General features: G+C 67.7%; 20 protein-coding genes and 1 tRNA gene. 8 read left to right on the top strand and 13 right to left on the bottom strand.

The genetic code is table 11. The features are described 5' to 3' along the window. Positions 1-84: 84 nt before the first annotated feature. Positions 85-270, bottom strand: a complete 186-nt coding sequence (locus tag AC4LGL_RS22150; protein ID WP_491840636.1) for a hypothetical protein — start codon at positions 268-270, stop codon at positions 85-87. A 134-nt stretch (positions 271-404) separates the two neighbouring features. Between AC4LGL_RS22150 and AC4LGL_RS22145 the strand changes: the two genes are divergently transcribed. Next, positions 405-1,250: a PAC2 family protein gene (locus AC4LGL_RS22145; RefSeq protein WP_276029659.1), complete on the top strand. Its 846-nt coding sequence runs from the start codon at positions 405-407 to the stop codon at positions 1,248-1,250. A gap of 18 nt (positions 1,251-1,268) precedes the next feature. Here AC4LGL_RS22145 and AC4LGL_RS22140 read toward each other — a convergent pair whose 3' ends face one another. The 3 genes from AC4LGL_RS22140 to AC4LGL_RS22130 form a co-directional block, all read right to left on the bottom strand. After that, positions 1,269-2,147 carry an SDR family oxidoreductase gene (locus AC4LGL_RS22140; RefSeq protein ID WP_491840635.1) on the bottom strand — a complete coding sequence of 293 codons (879 nt, stop codon included), beginning with the start codon at positions 2,145-2,147 and terminating at the stop codon, positions 1,269-1,271. Positions 2,148-2,185: 38 nt separating this feature from the next. Then, positions 2,186-3,424: a cysteine--1-D-myo-inosityl 2-amino-2-deoxy-alpha-D-glucopyranoside ligase gene (gene mshC / locus AC4LGL_RS22135; RefSeq protein ID WP_491840634.1), complete on the bottom strand. Its 1,239-nt coding sequence runs from the start codon at positions 3,422-3,424 to the stop codon at positions 2,186-2,188. Positions 3,425-3,539: 115 nt separating this feature from the next. Then, complete coding sequence (locus AC4LGL_RS22130; RefSeq protein ID WP_064887148.1) at positions 3,540-4,301, bottom strand: 3'(2'),5'-bisphosphate nucleotidase CysQ; 762 nt, start codon at positions 4,299-4,301, stop codon at positions 3,540-3,542. 68 nt (positions 4,302-4,369) lie between these two features. On the opposite strand from AC4LGL_RS22130, the gene AC4LGL_RS22125 reads away from it, so the two are divergent. Continuing rightward, positions 4,370-4,777 (top strand): DUF2628 domain-containing protein, encoded by a 408-nt coding sequence (locus tag AC4LGL_RS22125; RefSeq protein ID WP_491840633.1) that lies wholly within the window; start codon positions 4,370-4,372, stop codon positions 4,775-4,777. A 66-nt stretch (positions 4,778-4,843) separates the two neighbouring features. Then, positions 4,844-5,494 carry a DUF6891 domain-containing protein gene (locus tag AC4LGL_RS22120; RefSeq protein WP_491840632.1) on the top strand — a complete coding sequence of 217 codons (651 nt, stop codon included), beginning with the start codon at positions 4,844-4,846 and terminating at the stop codon, positions 5,492-5,494. Between the two features lie 5 nt (positions 5,495-5,499). Here the strand turns inward: AC4LGL_RS22120 and AC4LGL_RS22115 are convergent, their stop codons facing one another. Genes AC4LGL_RS22115 through AC4LGL_RS22095 form a run of 5 tightly spaced genes read right to left on the bottom strand, consistent with a single transcriptional unit; the run spans position 5,500 to position 8,860 of the window. Then, positions 5,500-6,330: an Rv2133c family protein gene (locus tag AC4LGL_RS22115; protein WP_491840631.1), complete on the bottom strand. Its 831-nt coding sequence runs from the start codon at positions 6,328-6,330 to the stop codon at positions 5,500-5,502. Next, positions 6,314-6,901 carry an Rv2134c family protein gene (locus AC4LGL_RS22110; protein WP_491840630.1) on the bottom strand — a complete coding sequence of 196 codons (588 nt, stop codon included), beginning with the start codon at positions 6,899-6,901 and terminating at the stop codon, positions 6,314-6,316. Before AC4LGL_RS22110 ends, AC4LGL_RS22115 begins: the two co-directional genes overlap by 17 nt. Positions 6,902-6,936: 35 nt before the next feature. Beyond that, positions 6,937-7,608, bottom strand: coding sequence for a histidine phosphatase family protein (locus tag AC4LGL_RS22105; RefSeq protein ID WP_491840629.1), 672 nt, complete (start codon positions 7,606-7,608; stop codon positions 6,937-6,939). Positions 7,609-7,662: 54 nt separating this feature from the next. Next, entirely contained in the window at positions 7,663-8,493 is an 831-nt protein-coding gene (locus AC4LGL_RS22100) for an undecaprenyl-diphosphate phosphatase (RefSeq protein WP_491840765.1), read from the bottom strand. 55 nt (positions 8,494-8,548) lie between these two features. Further along, positions 8,549-8,860, bottom strand: a complete 312-nt coding sequence (locus tag AC4LGL_RS22095; protein ID WP_064934495.1) for a hypothetical protein — start codon at positions 8,858-8,860, stop codon at positions 8,549-8,551. 123 nt (positions 8,861-8,983) lie between these two features. Between AC4LGL_RS22095 and AC4LGL_RS22090 the strand changes: the two genes are divergently transcribed. From AC4LGL_RS22090 to AC4LGL_RS22080, 3 genes are read left to right on the top strand one after another with little or no spacing between them, the layout of a single operon-like run. Next, on the top strand, positions 8,984-10,012 hold the full coding sequence (locus tag AC4LGL_RS22090) for a YncE family protein (protein WP_491840628.1): 1,029 nt from the start codon (positions 8,984-8,986) through the stop codon (positions 10,010-10,012). Continuing rightward, positions 10,009-10,278: a DUF5703 family protein gene (locus AC4LGL_RS22085; protein ID WP_055114955.1), complete on the top strand. Its 270-nt coding sequence runs from the start codon at positions 10,009-10,011 to the stop codon at positions 10,276-10,278. The genes AC4LGL_RS22090 and AC4LGL_RS22085 overlap by 4 nt, the downstream gene beginning before the upstream one ends. Beyond that, positions 10,278-11,339 carry a quinone-dependent dihydroorotate dehydrogenase gene (locus tag AC4LGL_RS22080; protein WP_491840764.1) on the top strand — a complete coding sequence of 354 codons (1,062 nt, stop codon included), beginning with the start codon at positions 10,278-10,280 and terminating at the stop codon, positions 11,337-11,339. The genes AC4LGL_RS22085 and AC4LGL_RS22080 overlap by 1 nt, the downstream gene beginning before the upstream one ends. Before the next feature lie 32 nt (positions 11,340-11,371). Here the strand turns inward: AC4LGL_RS22080 and AC4LGL_RS22075 are convergent, their stop codons facing one another. Beyond that, positions 11,372-11,896, bottom strand: coding sequence for a YbhB/YbcL family Raf kinase inhibitor-like protein (locus AC4LGL_RS22075; RefSeq protein ID WP_491840627.1), 525 nt, complete (start codon positions 11,894-11,896; stop codon positions 11,372-11,374). Positions 11,897-11,931: 35 nt separating this feature from the next. Next, positions 11,932-13,266, bottom strand: a complete 1,335-nt coding sequence (locus AC4LGL_RS22070) for a M20/M25/M40 family metallo-hydrolase (RefSeq protein WP_491840626.1) — start codon at positions 13,264-13,266, stop codon at positions 11,932-11,934. An 88-nt stretch (positions 13,267-13,354) separates the two neighbouring features. Between AC4LGL_RS22070 and AC4LGL_RS22065 the strand changes: the two genes are divergently transcribed. Beyond that, positions 13,355-13,440 (top strand) — tRNA-Leu (locus AC4LGL_RS22065). Between the two features lie 9 nt (positions 13,441-13,449). Here the strand turns inward: AC4LGL_RS22065 and AC4LGL_RS22060 are convergent. After that, positions 13,450-14,799 carry an alpha/beta fold hydrolase gene (locus AC4LGL_RS22060; protein WP_491840625.1) on the bottom strand — a complete coding sequence of 450 codons (1,350 nt, stop codon included), beginning with the start codon at positions 14,797-14,799 and terminating at the stop codon, positions 13,450-13,452. 16 nt (positions 14,800-14,815) lie between these two features. Then, on the bottom strand, positions 14,816-16,648 hold the full coding sequence (locus AC4LGL_RS22055) for a S8 family serine peptidase (protein ID WP_491840624.1): 1,833 nt from the start codon (positions 16,646-16,648) through the stop codon (positions 14,816-14,818). A gap of 210 nt (positions 16,649-16,858) precedes the next feature. Here AC4LGL_RS22055 and AC4LGL_RS22050 point away from each other — a divergent pair, with 210 nt between their 5' ends. After that, positions 16,859-18,721: a peroxidase family protein gene (locus AC4LGL_RS22050; protein ID WP_491840623.1), complete on the top strand. Its 1,863-nt coding sequence runs from the start codon at positions 16,859-16,861 to the stop codon at positions 18,719-18,721. Positions 18,722-18,725 lie beyond the last annotated feature (4 nt).

Here is an 18,725-nt window from a genome sequence, read left to right as displayed (position 1 = left end):
TCTGCCGAGCGTGGCGGATACCGAGGGAGACCTGATCCCCCAGATAGCCGTTGCAACGCCTCTCGACCAGAAGAGTCTACGTCGTCACCTGATCGACGTCTGGACGCCCAACTCGTCGCTGCGATCGACCCGACCCGCTTGGCGACGCGCGCCTTGACCAGATTGCAGCCGAACGTATTTGGTCTCGACTGCGCCGACGCCCACCACCACGCGCTGCGACAAGGTGTCGAGCAGATTCGCGTCGTGGGCAGACTTGTCAGCGACAGCCACACAAACAGGATAGTCGGTCTATCGAATACGCCGGTTCGGTGCCGCCGCGACCCGCGCGGACAACGGGCTCATCGGCACCATCCAAGGCTTAGGCTGAAGGTGTGACACCGTCGTATCCGAACGCCGGCCGGCGTATGAACTTGCCCGAATTGAAGGACGCCACCGTCGTGGCGGCTTTCGAGGGCTGGAATGACGCCGGTGACGCGGCCAGTGACGCGCTGGACCACCTGGATGCGATCTGGGAAGCCCAACCGATCGTCGAGATCGACGACGAGTCGTACTACGACTATCAGGTGAACCGTCCGGTGATCCGCCAGGTCGACGGCGTCACCCGGGAACTGGTGTGGCCGTCGATGCGAATCTCGCACTGCCGTCCGCCGGGCAGCAACCGCGACGTGGTGTTGATGCACGGCGTCGAGCCCAACATGCGCTGGCGCACCTTCTGCGCCGAGTTGCTGGCCATCGCCGACAAACTCAATGTGCAGACCGTGGTGATCTTGGGTGCGCTGCTGGCCGACACCCCGCACACCAGGCCGGTGCCGGTGTCAGGCTCGGCGTATTCGGCCGAGTCGGCGAAATTCTTCGGCCTGGAAGAGACCCGTTACGAAGGTCCGACCGGGATCGCCGGGGTGTTCCAGGACGCGTGCGTGCAGGCCGGCATCCCGGCCGTGACCTTCTGGGCCGCGGTTCCGCACTACGTGTCGCAGCCGCCCAGCCCCAAGGCCACGGTGGCGCTGCTGCGCCGGGTCGAGGACGTGCTGGACGTCGAGGTGCCGTTGGCCGATCTGCCCGCTGCCGCCGAGGAGTGGGAGCAGGCTGTCACCGAGATGACCGCCGAGGACGAGGAGATCGCCGAATACGTCGCCTCCCTGGAGCAGCGCGGCGACGCCGAGGTCGACATGAACGAGGCGCTCGGCAAGATCGACGGCGACGCGCTGGCGGCCGAGTTCGAGCGCTACCTGCGGCGCCGGGGGCGCTGACCCGCCGAGCGGGCGGTGTTACTTGTCTTCCAGGGCCTCGATACGGGCGCTGGTCGAGCGGCCGAGTGCGGCGGCCTCGGCATCGAGTTTCGGCAGCAGCGTCGGGGTGAACTTGCGGATGTCGCGCTCGGCCAGTGGCGTGGTGACGAACGGCCGGATCCATCGGAACGCCCCGACCCATTCCGGGCTGTAGATCCGCTTCTTGCGGCCCTCGATGCCTTTGACGAAGGCGGCGCCGCAGGCGTCGACGGTCGTCGTCCGGTTCAGGGGCGGCGGCAGCTTGGAGAGCATCTCCCGGAACGCCGACAGGTCCGACTTGGCGTCCTGCACCAGCGGGGTGTCGATCCAGCTCATGTGCGCCGAGCCGACGTCGACGCCGAGGTGGGCCACCTCGAGGCGCAATGTGTTGGCGAAGTACTCGGCGCCGGCCTTGGAAGCGTGGTACGCGGCCAGCCCGGGAGCCGAGGTGAAGGCCGCGAGCGAGGACACCACCAGCACATACCCGCGGCGCTTGACCACGGACGGCAGCGTGGCCCGCACGGTGTTGAACACGCCGACGACGTTGATGTCGATGACCCGCTTGAACGCCTCGGGATCGACCTGCATCACCGAGCCGAAGCTGGCGATACCGGCGTTGGCCATCACGATGTCGATGCCGCCGAACCGCTGGACGGCGGCGTCGGCGGCCTTCTGCATGGCGGTCAGGTCACGCACATCGGCCAGCGCGGTCAGCACGTGCTCCTCGCCGAGTTCGGCGGCCAGTGCGCTCAGCGGCGCCTCATCGAGGTCGGTGAGCACCAACTTGGCGCCGCGGCGCCGCAGTCGGCGGGCCACCTCGGCGCCGATGCCGCGTGCTCCGCCGGTGATGAAGACGACTTTCCCGTTCACAGAACCCATTGCCGCAACGTACCCCACCGGGGCGCGCCCGACGAGGCCTAGAGTTCGACGCCGAGCAGCGCATCCACGGTGGCGGCGACCTGTCGTGGCGCAGCGGTGTGGTGTCCGCCGTAGGCCAGCGCATCGGTACACCAGCCATCCAGTGCGGCAAGCGCTTTCGGGGTATCCAGATCGTCGGCGAGATACCGGCGTAACCGGGCCACCACGTCGGTGGCATCCGGACCGGCGGGCAGGGCCGTGGCCGTGCGCCACTGCTTCAGCCGGGCGTTGGCCTCGTCGAGCACGGCGTCGCTCCAGAACCGGTCACTGCGGTAGTGCCCGGCGAACAGTCCGAGCCGGATGGCCGACGGGTCCACTCCCTGCGCGCGCAGCCGGGACACCAGCACCAGGTTGCCGCGACTCTTGCTCATCTTGTGCCCGTCCCAGCCGATCATGCCGGCGTGCACGTAGTGGCGGGCGAATCTCCGCTCCCCCGTGACGGATTCGGCGTGGGCGGCGGAGAACTCGTGGTGCGGGAAGATCAGGTCGCTGCCGCCACCCTGGATGTCCAGCCCGGAGCCGATGCGGGTGAGCGCGATCGCCGAGCACTCCACGTGCCAGCCCGGCCGGCCCGCCCCGAACGGTGACGGCCAACTGGGCTCACCGGGCCGTTCGGCGCGCCACAGCAGGGCGTCGAGTTCGTCGCTCTTGCCCGAGCGGTCGGGATCGCCGCCCCGCTCGCCGAACAGCCGCAGCATGGTCTCGCGGTCGTAGCCCGACTCGTAGCCGAACTGCGCGGTGGCGTCCGCTCGGTAGTACACGTCGGGGTACTCAGCGTCGTCGACGACGTACGCCGCACCGGAGGCCAGCATCTTCTCCACCAATTCGACCACCTCGGTGATCGTCTCGGTGGCGGCCACATAGTCGTGTGGGGGCAGCACCCGCAGGGCCGCCATGTCCTCGCGGAACAGCTGGGTCTCGCGGTCGCCGAGGTCGCGCCAGTCAATGCCGTCGCGTTCGGCCCGTTCGAACAGCGGATCGTCCACGTCGGTGACGTTCTGCACGTAGTGCACGGTGTGCCCGGCATCCAGCCACAGCCGGTGCACCAGATCGAACGTCAGGTAGGTCGCGGCATGGCCCAGGTGGGTGGCGTCATAGGGAGTGATGCCGCAGACGTACATGGTGGCCGTCGGCCCGGGGGTCACCGGACGTACCTGACGGTCGGCGCTGTCGTACAGCCGCAGCTGCGGACCACGCCCCTCCAGCACCGGAATTGACGGTGCCGACCACGATCGCATGGCCTCGACTCTAAGGTGCTCGCTCAGGACGGCCTCCCGCCGGTCGGTCCCGCACAGTTCAGCAAGTCAGACAACGCCGCGGCCCATTCCATTCCCGAATCGCCGTGCGCATTTCTCATCGGGCCATCCCGATCGCCTCCAACAGGATCGGTGCCAGCTCTTTGCGGCACATCACGAAATCCGGCAGGTACGGGTCGGCGCGGTTGTAGCGCAGCTCCGAGCCGTCGAGGCGCGAGGCATGCAGGCCCGCAGCCAGCACCACGCCCGCGGGAGCGGCCGAATCCCACTCCCACTGGCCGCCAGCGTGAATGTAGGCGTCGACGTCGCCGCGCACGACCGCCATGGCCTTCGCTCCCGCCGAGCCGATGCGCACCATCCGGAAGTCGAGTTGTTCGCGCATTCGCCACAGCACCGCCGGGGGCCGGTTCGAGCTCGCGGTGATCAAGAGCGGACCGTCACGGCGCGGGCGGGGCGGGCTGACCGTGTCACTGCGGTAGACCTCACCGCGGGCGGGCAGGGCCACCACAGCGTCCGACAGGCCTCCGTCGACGCCGACGGAGCGCTGCCACAGCGCGATGTGTACCGCCCAGTCCTCGCGACCGGGCAGGGAGAACTCGTGCGTGCCGTCGACGGGGTCGACGATCCAGACCCGGTCGGCGTCGACGCGGGACAGGTCGTCGACCGCCTCCTCGCTGAGCACGGAATCGCCGGGACGGGCCTGGGCCAGCCGGTCCAGGATCAGGGCATTGGAGCGCCGGTCCCCCTCGTCGCCGAGGTAGTACGGGTCGTAGAAACCGATCTCTTCACGCACGGCCAGCAACAACTCACCGGCCTCCTTGGCCACTGCGGCAGCCAGGTCGGCATCGGTCGAGTGCATCCGACCAGTATCGGTGGCACGCCCGGTCGATGTGCTGGCGGGGCCGGTTGTGCCGTTAAGGTCGGGCGATGACCGAGCAGACCCCCGTCGATAACCTGTCCGACTCGTGGCGTTGGAAGTTCGACTTCTTCAACACCTACGGCCTGCCGAGTTCGAGCCCCGAATCCAAGGCCGCGTACCGCAACCTCAGCTTCATGGCCAAGCTGCGGCTCACGTCGAACATCCTGGCGTTCCTGTTCGGGCCGATCTACTTCTTCGTCAAAGGCATGTGGCGCAAGGGATTGGCGCTGCTGGGGTTGACCATCGCAGTGGCGGCGGTGCTGATTGTGCTCGACGTCAGCGACTCGATCGGCCGGGCCATCAGCATCGGTGTCGGGGCATTGGCGATGTCCACCGCGAACTACGCCTACTACCTGCACGTCGTGCGCGGCAGTCAGTCCTGGAATCCGTTCGAAGGGTTCGGGCGCGCCCGCTAGAACGCGGGCAACCGCGCGAGAATTTGGTGCGCAAGACGCGGCCCGGGTGGCCTTAGATTCGGAATCATGAGCTTGCCCGAAACCCTCCGACGCGACCTGATCGCCTACGTCACGCCATATCTGGTGGCGGGCTTCTGGACACTCGACGACATCACCGAGTGGGCGTTCGAGCGCAGCGAGGGTCTCGACGAGCATCGCGACGAGGTGACCACCCTGGTGCGCACAATGTGGGAGGACCGGCTCACCGAGCAGGCCCGCTGGCCCGATACCGGCGACTATGGGCGGCTGCAACGCATCTTCGACCAGCTGGAATCCGAATCGATCGTGGCCCGCATGTGCTTCACCTGCTGCGCAACCTGCGCGTCCAACGACATCGCCGCCGAAGCCACACCGCTTCCGCCCGATGGCGTCCGCGAGGTCGGCTACGTCTACTTCCACCAGCAGGACGCATTCGATCTCGGCTACCCCGACGCGACGCTGTACCTGGGATTCGGCTCGTTCAACCCGCACCCGACGCTGCCCGACGCGATCCGCAGCGCCGCAGCGAACGGAGACGAGGCGGCACAGGACGAGGCGCTGGCCCAGACCGATGTCATCGTCGGCAAGCGCATCGTGGAGTTGGCTGCCAGTCACGGGCTGGCGGCCAGCTGGTCGGAGTCGCCGGCGGAACGGATCGAACTGAGCCTGCCGCAGTGGCGTAAGCCGCTACCGCAGTGACCTGGTCAGAACGCGGGCCACGGGATCGGCCGATGCCGGTCCGGCGTCGGCATCACCGGATTGCCCAGTAGTCCAACGATTCTGGACCGCAACGCGGCGATCTCGGCGTCCGTGATGTGTGCGCACAGCTGCTCTGCCAGGTCACCGAACCCGTCACGCAGCGCGGTGACGTCGGCCAGAGTTTCGTCGTCGACGGGCTTGCCGGCCCAGCCCCACAGCACGGTCCGCAGCTTGTCCTCGACGTGCAGGCTCACCCCGTGATCCACGCCGTAGACCGCGCCGTCGAGACCGGCCAGGATATGCCCGCCCTTACGGTCGGCGTTGTTGATCAGCACGTCGAACACGGCCATCCGGAACAGTCGCGGATCGTCGGCGTGCACCAGCGTCACCTCGTCGCCGGCGTAGTCGTAGGCCTGCAGGATGGGCAGGAAGCCCGGCGGCAGGTGCCCGGCCGGCAACAGGTCCACCAGGTCCGGGCCGGAATCGGGCTCGTCGCCCACCTGATCGCCGGGCTGGTCCACCCACAGCTGCAGCATGCCCGGACCGGCCGGTCCGTCACGAATAATGGTGCGGGGCACGACGTCCCAACCTAATGCGGCCGATACCAGGTAGGCGCCCAGCTCACGGCCCGCCAAGGTGCCATCGGGGAAATCCCACAGCGGCGCCTCACCGCGGATCGGCTTGTACACGCAGTGCACCTGCCGCGCACCCAGGTTGGCCTCGCACAGGAAGGTGGCGTTGCTGGCCGACCGGATGCGGCCGATCACCGTCAACTCACCGTCGGCCAGGACCGCGTCATCGTCGGGGTCGGGATCGGGGCTAGGAATCTGCGTCATCTTCGGACCCGGCCACCTCACCGCGCCGATAGCCGTTGGTACGCACGCAGATGTGGCCGTCGGGATCCAGTGGCTCATCGCACAGCGGGCAGGGCGGGCGTCCGGCCGAGATCACCCGATTGGATCGGGTGGCGAACTCCCGGGCCGACTCCGGGCTGAGGAACACCCGCACGGCGTCGGGACCGTCCTCGGCATCGTCGAGGACCACCGAGGCATCGAACTCGCCTTCAGAGACCGCCAGCAGCTCGACCACCACGGTCTGCGCTTCCGAGTCCCAACCCAGCCCCATCGTCCCGACCCGGAACTCGGCGTCGACCGGAGTGACCAGCGGCAGTAGATCACTGACTTCACCGGTGTCGGGCGGGATCGGTGTGCCGAAGCGGCGGTTGATCTCGGTCAACAATGCCGCGATACGCTCGGCCAGCACCGCGACCTGCTGCTTCTCCAAGATCACCGAGATCACCCGCTTGTCATGGACAGCCTGCAGGTAGAAAGTTCGGTTACCGGGTTGGCCGACGGTCCCGGCCACGAAACGGTCGGGTGTGCGGAAGACGTGAATTGCGCGGGACATGGCACCTTCCAAAATACCGGTATCGGTACCGCTGGTCAGTTGGTGGACCCACCCACCACGGCGTCGGTGGCGGGTTTGGCGGCCAGCCCGGCGCTCAATTGGGTCCCGGTGTGGTTGATGTGCATGACGAACGGGCGCAGTTCGGTGTAGCGGATCACGCTCATCGATGCCGGATCGGCAGTGATGCGCTGGAATCCGTCCAGGTGCACCCCCAACGCGTCGGCTAGCACCGCCTTGATCACGTCGCCGTGCGTACAGGCCAGCCACAGCACGTCGGCGCCGTGCTCCTCGGCCAGCGCGCGGTCGCGTTCGCGCACCGCGGCGACCGCCCGGGCCTGAACCTGAGCCAGCCCCTCGCCCTCGGGGAACACCGCCGCGCTGGGCTGCTGCTGGACCACCGACCACAGGGGTTCCTTCACCAGTTCACCGATGGCGCGCCCGGTCCAGCTGCCGTAGTCCACCTCGGTCAGCCGTTCGTCGACGATCGGCTGCAAGGACAGCGCCTCGGCCAGCGGCGCCACGGTGCGCACACAACGCAGCAGCGGAGAGTGCACGATCGCGGTCACCGGCAGCTCCCCGATGCGCGCGACGAGGCCGGTGGCCTGTTCAGTACCGCGCTCGTCGAGGTCGACGCCCTCGCTCCGGCCCGCCAGCGTGTGTGCGGTGTTCGAGGTCGAGCGGCCGTGCCTCAGCAGGATCACGGTCATATCGGCTCCTTGCGCCAGCGCTCGTCGGTCACAGTTCAGCTTGCACGGTCGGGATCACTGCGCTGCGACCACCCCGGTACCCAGCAGGGCCAGCACCACCGCGCCCAGCACCACCCGGTAGCCGACGAACCAGTACATGCTGTGCGACACCAGGAATTTCAGGAACCAGGCGATGGCCGCAAAGCCGACGACGAAGGCGATCACGGTGGCCACCAGCAGTTGGGCGCCGCTGGCGCTCATTCCGTCTCCGGCCGGGTGGAAGGCGTCGGGCAGCGAGAAGATGCCGGAGGCGAACACCGCGGGGATCGCGAGCAGGAAGCCGAACCGGGCCGCCAGCTCGCGCTCCATGCCGAGGAAGAGCCCGGCGCTGATGGTCGCGCCCGAGCGGGAGACCCCCGGTACCAGGGCCAGGCACTGGGCCAGGCCGACGATGATGCTGTCGCGCCAGGTCAGCTGCTCGACGCGGCGAACCTGCCTGCCGTAGTACTCGGCCGCGGCGATCACTGCCGAGAACACGATCAGCGCCGAGGCCACCAACCACAGATTCCGTGCGCCGGTACGGATTTCGTCCTTGAACAGCAGGCCGAACACTCCGATCGGAATGCTGCCGATGATCACCCACCAGCCCAGCCAGTAGTCGGAGGACCGGTGTGCCGCATTGAACAGCCCCGCGAACCAGGCCTTGATGATCCGGCCGATATCCCTGGCGAAGTACACCAGCACCGCCAGCTCGGTGCCCAGCTGGGTGACCGCCGTGAACGACGCGCCCGCGTCGTCGTCGAAGAACACCCGGGAGGTGATCGCGAGGTGTCCCGAGGACGAGACCGGCAGAAACTCGGTGAGCCCCTGGACAATCGACAACACAACCACTTGCAGCCAGGACATGGCACCGACGTCAGTCACGACGACGACCGTACCGTGACGCGGGCAGTGCGATGCGTCAGCGAGTGGCGCGCGAAACCCGTTGCGCGTCGGCTACCGCGTCCCGGACCGTTGCCGAGAGGCTGCGTTCATCAGACAGGTCGATGTCGGTCAGTTTGCGGGTGGCCATGGCCACCACATCGTCCTCGACCGGAACCGGTCCGGACAGCCGCGGACGGTAGACCTCGATCACGAGTTGCTGACGTTCGATGTGGAAAGAAAAACTCCGGCCATCGCCAACTTGGCCAAACCCACTGGCGTGTACACCAGTGGAAATATCCTCCATAGCAAACTCTCGAGTGCCCAGTTCCCGGTCTGCGGCGAGGGTCATGGTCGAACCATACCTCTACTTATGCCGCGATGGTTGCAGACGCGACCATTTCAGATCCAGCGCCATGCCTAGACTGTATTCCTGCACGTCACCGACCATCCGATTCCGACCGAGAGCCCTCCGTTGCGCCCAATCCTTGCAGGTCAGCCAGTTCGCGCCGGCCTCGTTGCGCTGGCCCTGCTGCTCACCGCGGGCTGCACGTCCAACCCCGCCGACACCCCGCCGCCCACCATCGAGCCCGCTCAGGCTGCGGTTTCGCCTCCTGTCACCGCCACGCCGGACGGTCAGATCCGACAATTACGCGGGCATGCTGTGAGTGCGGTATTCGACCCAGCAACCGGCACCCTGGCCGTTCTGGCCCCGGCGTCCGAAGGTCAGTCGACGCTGAGCCTGCTGGCCGCCGGCCGCCCAACGCGCGAGGTGACGCTGATGCCCGCGGCCACCGCGCTCAGCGTCGACGGCAAGGGTGATGTCCTGGCATCCACCCGCGGTGGATACTTCCGGGTCGGCCTGGCCGACGCCAAGCCCAGCAAAATCGACGTGGACGGTGCGCAGGGCGTCGACTTCACGGCGATCGCGCTGCGCGCCGACGGCAATCCGGTGCTGGGCAGCGCCGACGGAGCGGTCTACACATTGGGCAGCGACCACACCGTGGCTGCCCAGCTCAAGATCTTCGCGCGGGTCGATTCGCTTGTCACACAAGGAAACACGGCCGTGGTTCTCGACCGCGGCCAGACCTCGGTGACGGCCGTCAATCCCGGCGGGACCAAGGCCGCACAGGCGCTGCGGGCCGGCGAAGGCGCCACCACCTTGGCCGCCGACGCGCGCGGGCGGGTCCTCGTCGCCGACACCCGCGGCGACGAGCTACTGGTGTTCGGCGCAGATCCCCTGATCATGCGGCAGCGTTACCCGGTGCCCGCCGCGCCCTACGGCCTGGTCGGGTCCGACAAGCTGGCCTGGGTGTCGCAAACCGCGACCAATAACGTGATTGGTTACGATCTTTCCACCGGCATACCGGTGGAAAAGGTGCGTTATCGAACCGTGCAGCAACCGAACTCCCTGGCCTACGACGACAAGACCGACACCCTCTACGTGGTGTCGGGGTCGGGAGCGGGGGTTCAGGTGATCGGTAGCGCGTCGGGTCGCCGATGACCACCATCCAGCAGGGCCGCATGCCCCCGGGATGGGACAAGGTCGTCGCCGAGGACCATTCCGAGGAGTACGACTGGATTCCGCTGCGGCTACCGCCGGATGTCACGAGGATCAGCGCCTCGATCCGCTTGTCGATCGAGGCGGAGTACCGCGGCTGGGAACTGACCCGGGTGCGGGCCTACACAGATGGGAGCCGACGGGTGCTGTTGCGCCGCAAGAAATCCGCGTCATCCATGCCGGGCACACCCCAGGCGCCGTCGCTGTGATCTACGCGGCCCTGCGGCGGGCGCTGTTCCTGGTGCCCCCGGAACGGATCCACCTGTGGGTGTTCACCCTGCTGCGCACCGTCACCGGTCCCGCCTTCCTGCGTCGGGCGCTGGAGCGACGGCTGGCGCCCACCGATCCAGCACTGGCCAGCACGGTGTTCGGAGTGCGGTTCCCGGGTCCGATGGGGCTGGCCGCCGGGTTCGACAAGGACGGCCGCGGGTTGGAGACCTGGGGCGCGCTCGGCTTCGGCTACGCGGAGGTCGGCACCGTCACGGCGCAACCGCAGCCGGGTAATCCCGAGCCGCGGCTGTTCCGGCTGCCCGACGACCATGCGCTGCTCAACCGGATGGGCTTCAACAACGAGGGCGCCGGCGCCCTGGCCATCCGGCTGGCCCAGCACACCCCCGATGTGCCGATCGGGGTGAACATCGGCAAGACCAAGGTGACGCCCCCCGAGGACGCGGTGGCCGACTACGCCGAGAGCACCCGACTGGTGAGCGCACTCGCCGCCTACATCGTCGTCAACGTCAGCTCCCCCAACACCCCCGGACTGCGGGATCTGCAGGCCGTGGAATCGCTACGGCCGATCCTGGCCGCGGTCAAGGCCGAGACGCACAAGCCCGTACTGGTCAAGATCGCCCCGGACCTCTCCGATGCCGACATCGACGAAATCGCCGACCTGGCAGTCGAACTCGGCTTGGCAGGCATTGTTGCCACCAACACCACCATCTCGCGGGACGGGCTCGCCACGCCCGGCGTCGCGGATCTCGGCACCGGCGGGATCTCGGGACGCCCCGTGGCGCACCGGTCCCTGCAGGTGCTGCGCCAGTTGTACCGCCGGGTGGGTGACAAGCTCGTGCTGATCAGCGTCGGCGGCATCGAAACCGCCGACGACGCCTGGGAGCGGATCACGTCCGGGGCGACGCTTCTCCAGGGCTATACGGGGTTCATCTACGGCGGCGGATTGTGGGCCAAGCAGATTCACGACGGCGTCGCCGACCGGTTGCACGCCGGCGGGTTCGCGTCGCTGAGCGACGCGGTGGGATCAGCTGCACGCTGACCCCACCGCGCCCGCAGAATTGCTACTTCTGCTCAGTGCTGTTCATAGGTGCCGTGGATGACGGCGCGGGCGATCGCCTGACCGAAGAGGTTGAAGCCCAGATAGGCCGGGGTGGCGCCCTCGGGCAGCTCCAACGATTCCACCGGCAGCGCATGGACCGCGATGTAGTAGCGGTGCGGGCCGTGACCGGCGGGCGGTGCCGCACCGAGGTAGCGCTTGAGGCTCGCGTCGTTGGTGAGCGTGACGGCGCCTCCGGGCAGGTCGCCCCCGTCGCCGGCGCCTGCCGGCAGCTCGGTCACCGTGGCGGGCAGATCGGCCACCGCCCAATGCCAGAAGCCCGAGGCGGTCGGCGCGTCGGGGTCGTACACCGTGACGGCGAAGCTCTTGGTCTCCGCCGGGAAGCCCGACCAGCTCAGCTGCGGCGAAACGTCTTCACCGCCGGCTCCCATGATCCCGCTGACCTGGTCGTTGGCCAGCGGCTGACCGTCGGTGACCGATTCGGAGGTCAGGGTGAACGTCGGCAGCTTCGGCAGGTTGTCGTACGGAGATGCGGTCATGGTTCCCTCTCGTCGTAGCTCGTGTCGTAGTGCGGTCAGCAGTTCCGCAAAAAGTGTTCCAGAACGCCCGCGCCGAACTGCAGCGCGTCCACCGGCACCCGCTCGTCGACGCCGTGGAACAGCGCCGCGAAGTCCAGGTCCGGCGGCAGCCGCAGCGGGGCGAAGCCGAAGCAGCGAATCCCCAACCGCTGGAACGACTTCGCGTCCGTCCCACCCGACATCATGTAGGGCACGGTGCGGGCCTCGGGATCCATCGCCAGGATCGCTGCGTTCATCGCGTCCACCAGATCACCGTCGAACGTGGTCTCGTACGACGGCAGATCCCGCTCCCAGCTGCGCGTGACGTCGGGGCCGATCAACTCGTCGACCTCGCGCTCGAAGGCCTCCTTGCGGCCCGGCAGGACCCGGCAGTCGATCACGGCCTCCGCCGATGCGGGAATGACGTTGGCCTTGTAGCCCGCCTTGAGCATGGTCGGGTTCGCCGTGTCGCGCAGCGTGGCCGACACGATCCGGGCCACCCCGCCGAGCTTTGCGATGGTCCCTTCCAGATCCGGCGAGTTCACGTCGAAGTCGTAGCCCGTCTCCTCGGCCACCGCGGTGAGGAATTCCTCCACCGCCGGGTTGAGCACCAGCGGGAACTGGTGGCGACCCAACCGGTCCACCGCGCCGGCGATGGCCGTCACGGCATTGTCGTCGTGCACCATCGAGCCGTGACCGGCGCGGCCGCGGGCGGTCAGCCGCATCCAGGCCAGTCCCTTTTCGGCGGTCTCGATCAGGTAGAGCCGGCGCTCCCCGCCGTCCTTGCGGGGCACGGTCAGGGAGAAGCCGCCCACCTCGCCGATGGCCTCGGTCACGCCGTCGAACAGGTCGGGCCGGTTGTCCACCAGCCAATTGGCGCCGTAGGTGCCGCCGTGTTCCTCGTCGGAGACGAACGCGAACACCAGGTCGCGGGGCGGGACGATGCCGGACCGTTTGAAATGCCGGGCCACCGCAATGGTCATCCCAACCATGTCCTTCATGTCCACCGCGCCGCGGCCCCAGACATAGCCGTCCTTCACGGCACCCGAGAACGGGTGCACGCTCCAGTCGGCGGGCTCGGCCGGCACGACGTCGAGGTGCCCGTGGATCATCAGGGCGCCGCGGGACCGGTCGGCACCAGGCAGCCGGGCAAAGACATTGCCGCGGCCGGGGGCCCCGGCCTCGACGTATTCGGTCGTGTAGCCGACCTCACGGAGGCGGTCGGCCACCCATTCCGCACAGTCCGCTTCGGGCTTGGTGGTGGCCGGGTCACCGGTGTTGGAGGTGTCGAATCGGATGAGCGCACTGACGAGATCGACTACCTCGTCCGCGCTGGAAGCGGGGACAGTCACAGTCACATTCGTACCACCGAGACGCCGGTTTGGGTCTAGGGCACTCGATCCGATAACCTTAGGCGCCCGACCCCGAGTGGTCGGTCGAGTCCGAGTGGCGGAATGGCAGACGCGCTAGCTTGAGGTGCTAGTGCCCTATTAACGGGCGTGGGGGTTCAAGTCCCCCCTCGGACACACAATCAATCAAGCCGGGTTCAATTTCCCGGCGGCGACGGCAACCCAGGTCAATTCCTCGTGGAAGATGTCGCTGTGCGCGCCCGATGGGCCGTCGTCCTTGGCCACCACCTCCGACGAATTCAGATTCAGAATCTGGCCGGGCTGGAACGGGTAGGTCGCATTCACGGTGCCCAGGCTCTGGGTCTGCGACTGGTACGCCCCGTGCGATCCCATGGCCCGCCACCGGAACAATGGATCCTCGGCCCCGGCCGCGTCCTCGCCCGCCGCTGCCGAGGCCAGCGGATAGAACGTGCCGAGCGCCCGGTCATGGCTGGAGAAGCAGACGGTCAGCGGGCCGTCGATGCGGTTGAGCATGCCGACCAACTCACCGGAACCCTTCCGGAACGGCAACCGCTCGGTGAAGGTGAACCGGGAGTACGCGCCCTGCAGCAGCGTCACCGCCTTGACGGGTGAGGGTTGCACCTCGCTCATCCCCGCGATGGCGTAGGACACCACCCGGGCCCCGAAACTGTGCCCGACCAGGTGAATCCGCAGATCGGGGAACTCCGCGTGCAACGCATCGACGACGGGGCCCAGTCCGCGCCGGCCCACCACGCCGGCACGGTTCTTCATCTTCCAGTAGCTCAACTGCCGTAGCGCCTCCTTGGCGCCGTGCCACAGCCGCCCCGCGATGTCACCGAGGCCGGCCGCTCCCCCACCCCCATCGTCATCGAATTGCATACCGGCATTGGATAATTCGTCGGCAAAGGTGGTGAACAGCTGCTCCGGGTCCTGGTGTTCGTCGAGCATCCCCGGCCCGGCGTCCGGGGCGGCAACCTCGCCGTCGTTGAAGCCGGTCTGGGTGGCGGCGCTGAACGCGCGCAGCGCATCGAGCAGTTCCGGCAGCCGATCGCTGCTCGGCGGCGCCGCCAACAGGCCTGCGATGGCGTCCAATTGTTCCTTGCCGTCGGGAAACAGGTCCTTGAGCTCGTCGAGCTGCGCCGGTTCGATGGTCGCCGGCCCGGCGGGCACCACCGCCACCTCGTCTCCCAGCGCGGCGGCGCCCCCGCCGTCGTGTGCCGTCGCCCCGGAGAAATCCGGGATCGGTTCGTCACGCCAGAGTTGCGACGGCCACCGCAACCCGACGAACCCGACCGCACGCGCCGGGTCGAGTTGCGGGGCCAATAGCCCGAACCACCGCTCGTACAACGACTTGGCAGCCGCTTCGTCGTTGTTCCAGCCGTGGGAGAAGATGATCAGATCGGTCAGCCCCGCAGCACCGATCCGGCCCTTGAGATCGGCCAGCACCGCTGGATCGGGATCACCCTCGGCGTCGAACACCAGCCGCCAGATCCGTTCTGCCACATCGTTGGTCATTTCAGTCCCCTTCAGGTCAGACGGATTGCAGTGCACGCATGAGATCGACCATGCCGCTGCCCTGGAAGGCGGGGTCGCGGTTCAGTGAGGTCGCTGATTCGACGAAGATGCGTTTCACGGCCTCGGGTTCACTGACGAACTCGCGCTGCACCGACAGGAACGCCGCGATCGCTCCGGACACATGCGGTGCGGCCATGCTGGTGCCGCTTTCCTCGACGTACACCGGCACGCCGGGCTTGACGTCGATCTGGTTGGTCACGGCCTCCCGGCGCTCCCCGGCCGCGGCCGAGGTGATGCGCTCACCCGGTGCGACCAGGTCTGGCTTGCGCCGCCCGTCCCCGGTGGGGCCGCGTGAGGAGAAGTACGAGACCCCGAAGGTGTGCGGCGAGCTGCGGTGTGTGGAACCGACGGTGATGGCGCTTTCGGTGTTGCCGGGATCGTTGATCGTCATGTCCGCGGTGAACTTCACCGAATCCTTGCTGAATGCCGTACTCAGCGACACATAGCCGGAATTGCCCGCGGCCACGACCACCACCACGCCCGAGCGCACGGTCTTGTCGACCTCGATACACATCGGGCTCTGCCCGCAGGCGTACCACTCGGCGTCGAACTCGTATCCGAGGCTGAGGTTCACGCCGTGTATCCGCGGTACCCGCTCACTTCCGGCGTTGAGCTTCCTGACATAGGCCAGCGCCTGCATGACCCGGCTCACCCGAGAGGTCTGGTCCCCGGGGCCCAGCACCTTGAGGCTCACCAGCTTGGCCTTGGGCGCCATACCCGCCAAGCGGTCCGGATCCGAGACCGTGCGCGGTGCGGTGATCGGATCGCCGCCATGCTCAGGGTCATTGAGCCGTTTCTCGACCACCACGACATCAGCGGGCTTGCGACCCACCAGGCCTCCGGCGATGATCCCGGCCACGTGCGTGCCGTGCCCATCGGTGTCGGTCAGCGGAGCGTCGCCGCCGGTGAAGTCGTGGTGCAGATCGACCACCGACGGATGACGCAGGTTCTGGTACTCCGCGAAGTGCGCGTGCGTCTCGTCGATCCCGGAATCGACCACGGCCCAGACGATCCCCTCCCCGAAGCTGTCGAACGACCGCTGCGCGGCGACGGCCTTGATGGTGGTCGAGGAGGCGTCGATCTGGGTGTGCACCTCGAAGTCCGGCCAGATCCGGTAGATCGCCCGCCCGGCCCAGGTCTGTGGGACGGCGTCGGCGGACACGAGCGATTTGATCTGGTCCGACGTGAGGTCGCCTGCCATGAACTGATCGGCCAGCGGCACCGGAGTTCCCGCCCCGCCGACCATCTCCCACAGCCGTCTCACCCGCTCGATCGCGTCGGCCACCGACGGCTGGAAGGTGAGGTTGAGCTCGACCATGATCGGTATGGCCGTGGTGCCGTCCGCCTGGGCCATCGCTGTGCGCAGTGGCGCGGTCACGACGCCGGCCAGAACCGGGTCGCGTTTGGGTGGTTCCGGAGTTCCGACCTGGGGTGGCGGTAGATCCGTGGGAGCCACGGCCCGCACCGCCGGCTCGGTTGCGGACCCGGCCCGTTCGCGGGCGTCCGCAACAGCGGCACGGCCGGTGTCGGTCAGTTGCACCGTCGTGCTCTTCGGCGCCTTCGGGGCGATCAGCTTCCGTCGGCGCAGTCCGGTGACGGCATCGTGAACGCGGTTGTGCCAGTAGGGTTTGTCCTTCTCGTACTGTCGGTCGCGCTCGTCGAACCTCGATGCGAACTTGGCGGCGACCGTCTCGGTCAGCAGTGCCATGTCTGCGGTAGTGCCGGCGTCGTCCAGATCCCCCAGCGCACTGAGCACCCGATCCGCCCAGTCTTCCCCCGTTGAACTCACCGCACTCCTCGGCATAATCAACCACCCCAGGTTTTCCTGCGTCGATTGATCGTCGCTCAGCCGAGCCACGCGCACACGCGTATTCGACTACTCGATACTCGGCGAAGCGTCGGTGCCGGTTCGAGTAGCCGACTACTCATGTCATTTCTGCTTCCGTGAACAACAATCGAGGCCGACAGGCTCGATATTTCGGCCGGAGGGAAACAACGAATGGTGACCACGGCGAGACAGACGCCGGCGTTCGTCGCCGCAGTCTGGTCCCGGTCGCGATCGCTGACGGCCACCTTCGCGGCCCGCGTCGCCCAGTACATCGATCAGACGGTGGGTTGGGCCCGACTGCCCAAGGCGATCGGGCTGGCCGTCCTGATCGGACTGCGCCATCAGCTGCGAACGTCGAATCTGTATGCCGCTGAACCGGGCCCGATACCGCCGGGCGGTCCTGCCGGGGCCGGCAACTATCTGGGCGCGCGCACCCGCGACGGGTCCTACAACGATCTCAAAGTCCCGGGCATGGGGTCCGTGGGTTGCCGGTTCGGCCGTAACGTCCCGCCGGAACACTCTTATCCGGAATCCGACCAGCGACTGCTCGACCCCAATCCACGGTTGATCAGCCGCAGCCTGCTGACCCGCGACAGCTTTCAGCCCGCGACCACATTGAACCTGCTGGCCGCCGCGTGGATTCAGTTCGAGGTGCACGACTGGTTCGCCCACGGCTCGGTCGCCACCCAACCCTGGGTGGTGCCGCTGCTCGACGACGATCCGTGGCCCCAGCGACCGATGCGCGTCGAGCGCACACCGCCGGACCCTCAGCCCGGGCCGGCCGGCCCGCCCACTTTCGTCACCCAGGAGTCGCACTGGTGGGACGCGTCCCAGATCTACGGGACCACACCGGCATTCGCCAGCGCCCTGCGTGCACCCGACGGCGGCAAGCTGCGCATCGACGAGTCCGGCCTGCCGCCCGCCGAGGTCGAGGCCACCGCCGACCTCACCGGCACCGCGGGGAACTTCTGGGTGGGCCTGGCACTACTGCACTCGCTGTTCATGCGCGAGCACAACGCCATCTGCGACCACCTGGCGCAGAAGTACCCGTACCTCACCGGCCAACAGCTCTACGACAAGGCGCGGCTGGTCAATTCCGCCCTGATGGCGAAGATCCACACCGTGGACTGGACCCCGGCCATCATCGCGCACCCGACAACGGTGACAGCCATGCGGGTCAACTGGTTCGGGCTGCTGGGCGAGAAGCTCGGCCCCCGGTTCAGGCGAAGCTTCGGACGCGTGAGCAGCAGTCCCCTGCTGCACGGCATCCCCGGCTCGCCCACCACCCATCACGGGGTGCCGTACTCGTTGACCGAGGAATTCGTGGCGGTGTACCGGATGCACCCGTTGATCCCCGACGAGTTCACGTTCCGCGCACTGGCCGACGACCACGTCACCGCCCGGCACGAGCTACCCGAGCTGTCGGTGCTCAATGTGCGTGCCCGGCTGGCCGAAACCCCGATGTCCGACCTCTTCTACTCCTTCGGCCGCGCCCATCCCGGCGCGCTGTCGCTGCACAACTTCCCCAGGCATCTGCAGCACCTGCACCGGGTGGACGGCACCCTGATCGACCTGGCCACGATCGATCTGATCCGCTGCCGGGAACGAGGGGTGCCGCGGTACAACGAGTTCCGGAAGCTGTTCCGGCTCAAGCCGGTGAGGACGTTCGAGGAGCTGACCGGTGACACCGCGCTGGCGGCCGAACTGCGCGAGATCTACGACGACGACGTGGACCTCGTGGACCTGGTGATCGGCCTGTACGCCGAGCCCAAACCATCCGGATTCGGCTTCAGCGACACCGCATTCCGGGTCTTCATCCTGATGGCCACCCGCCGCCTGGAAAGCGACCGCTTCTTCACCACCGACTTCCGCGAAGAGACCTACACCGTCGCCGGCATGAAGTGGGTGCGGGACAACGACATGCGCTCGGTGTTGTTACGCCACTTCCCCGAACTGGCTCCCGCCCTATCCGGTGTGGCCAACCCGTTCGCCCCCTGGTCCCCTGTCTCCCCCATCAGAAAGGCCTCCGCATGACCGC

Source organism: Mycolicibacterium arcueilense (assembly GCF_058536225.1).
Note: the sequence above shows the minus strand (reverse complement) of the source record. Positions and strands in the feature narration are given on the sequence as shown.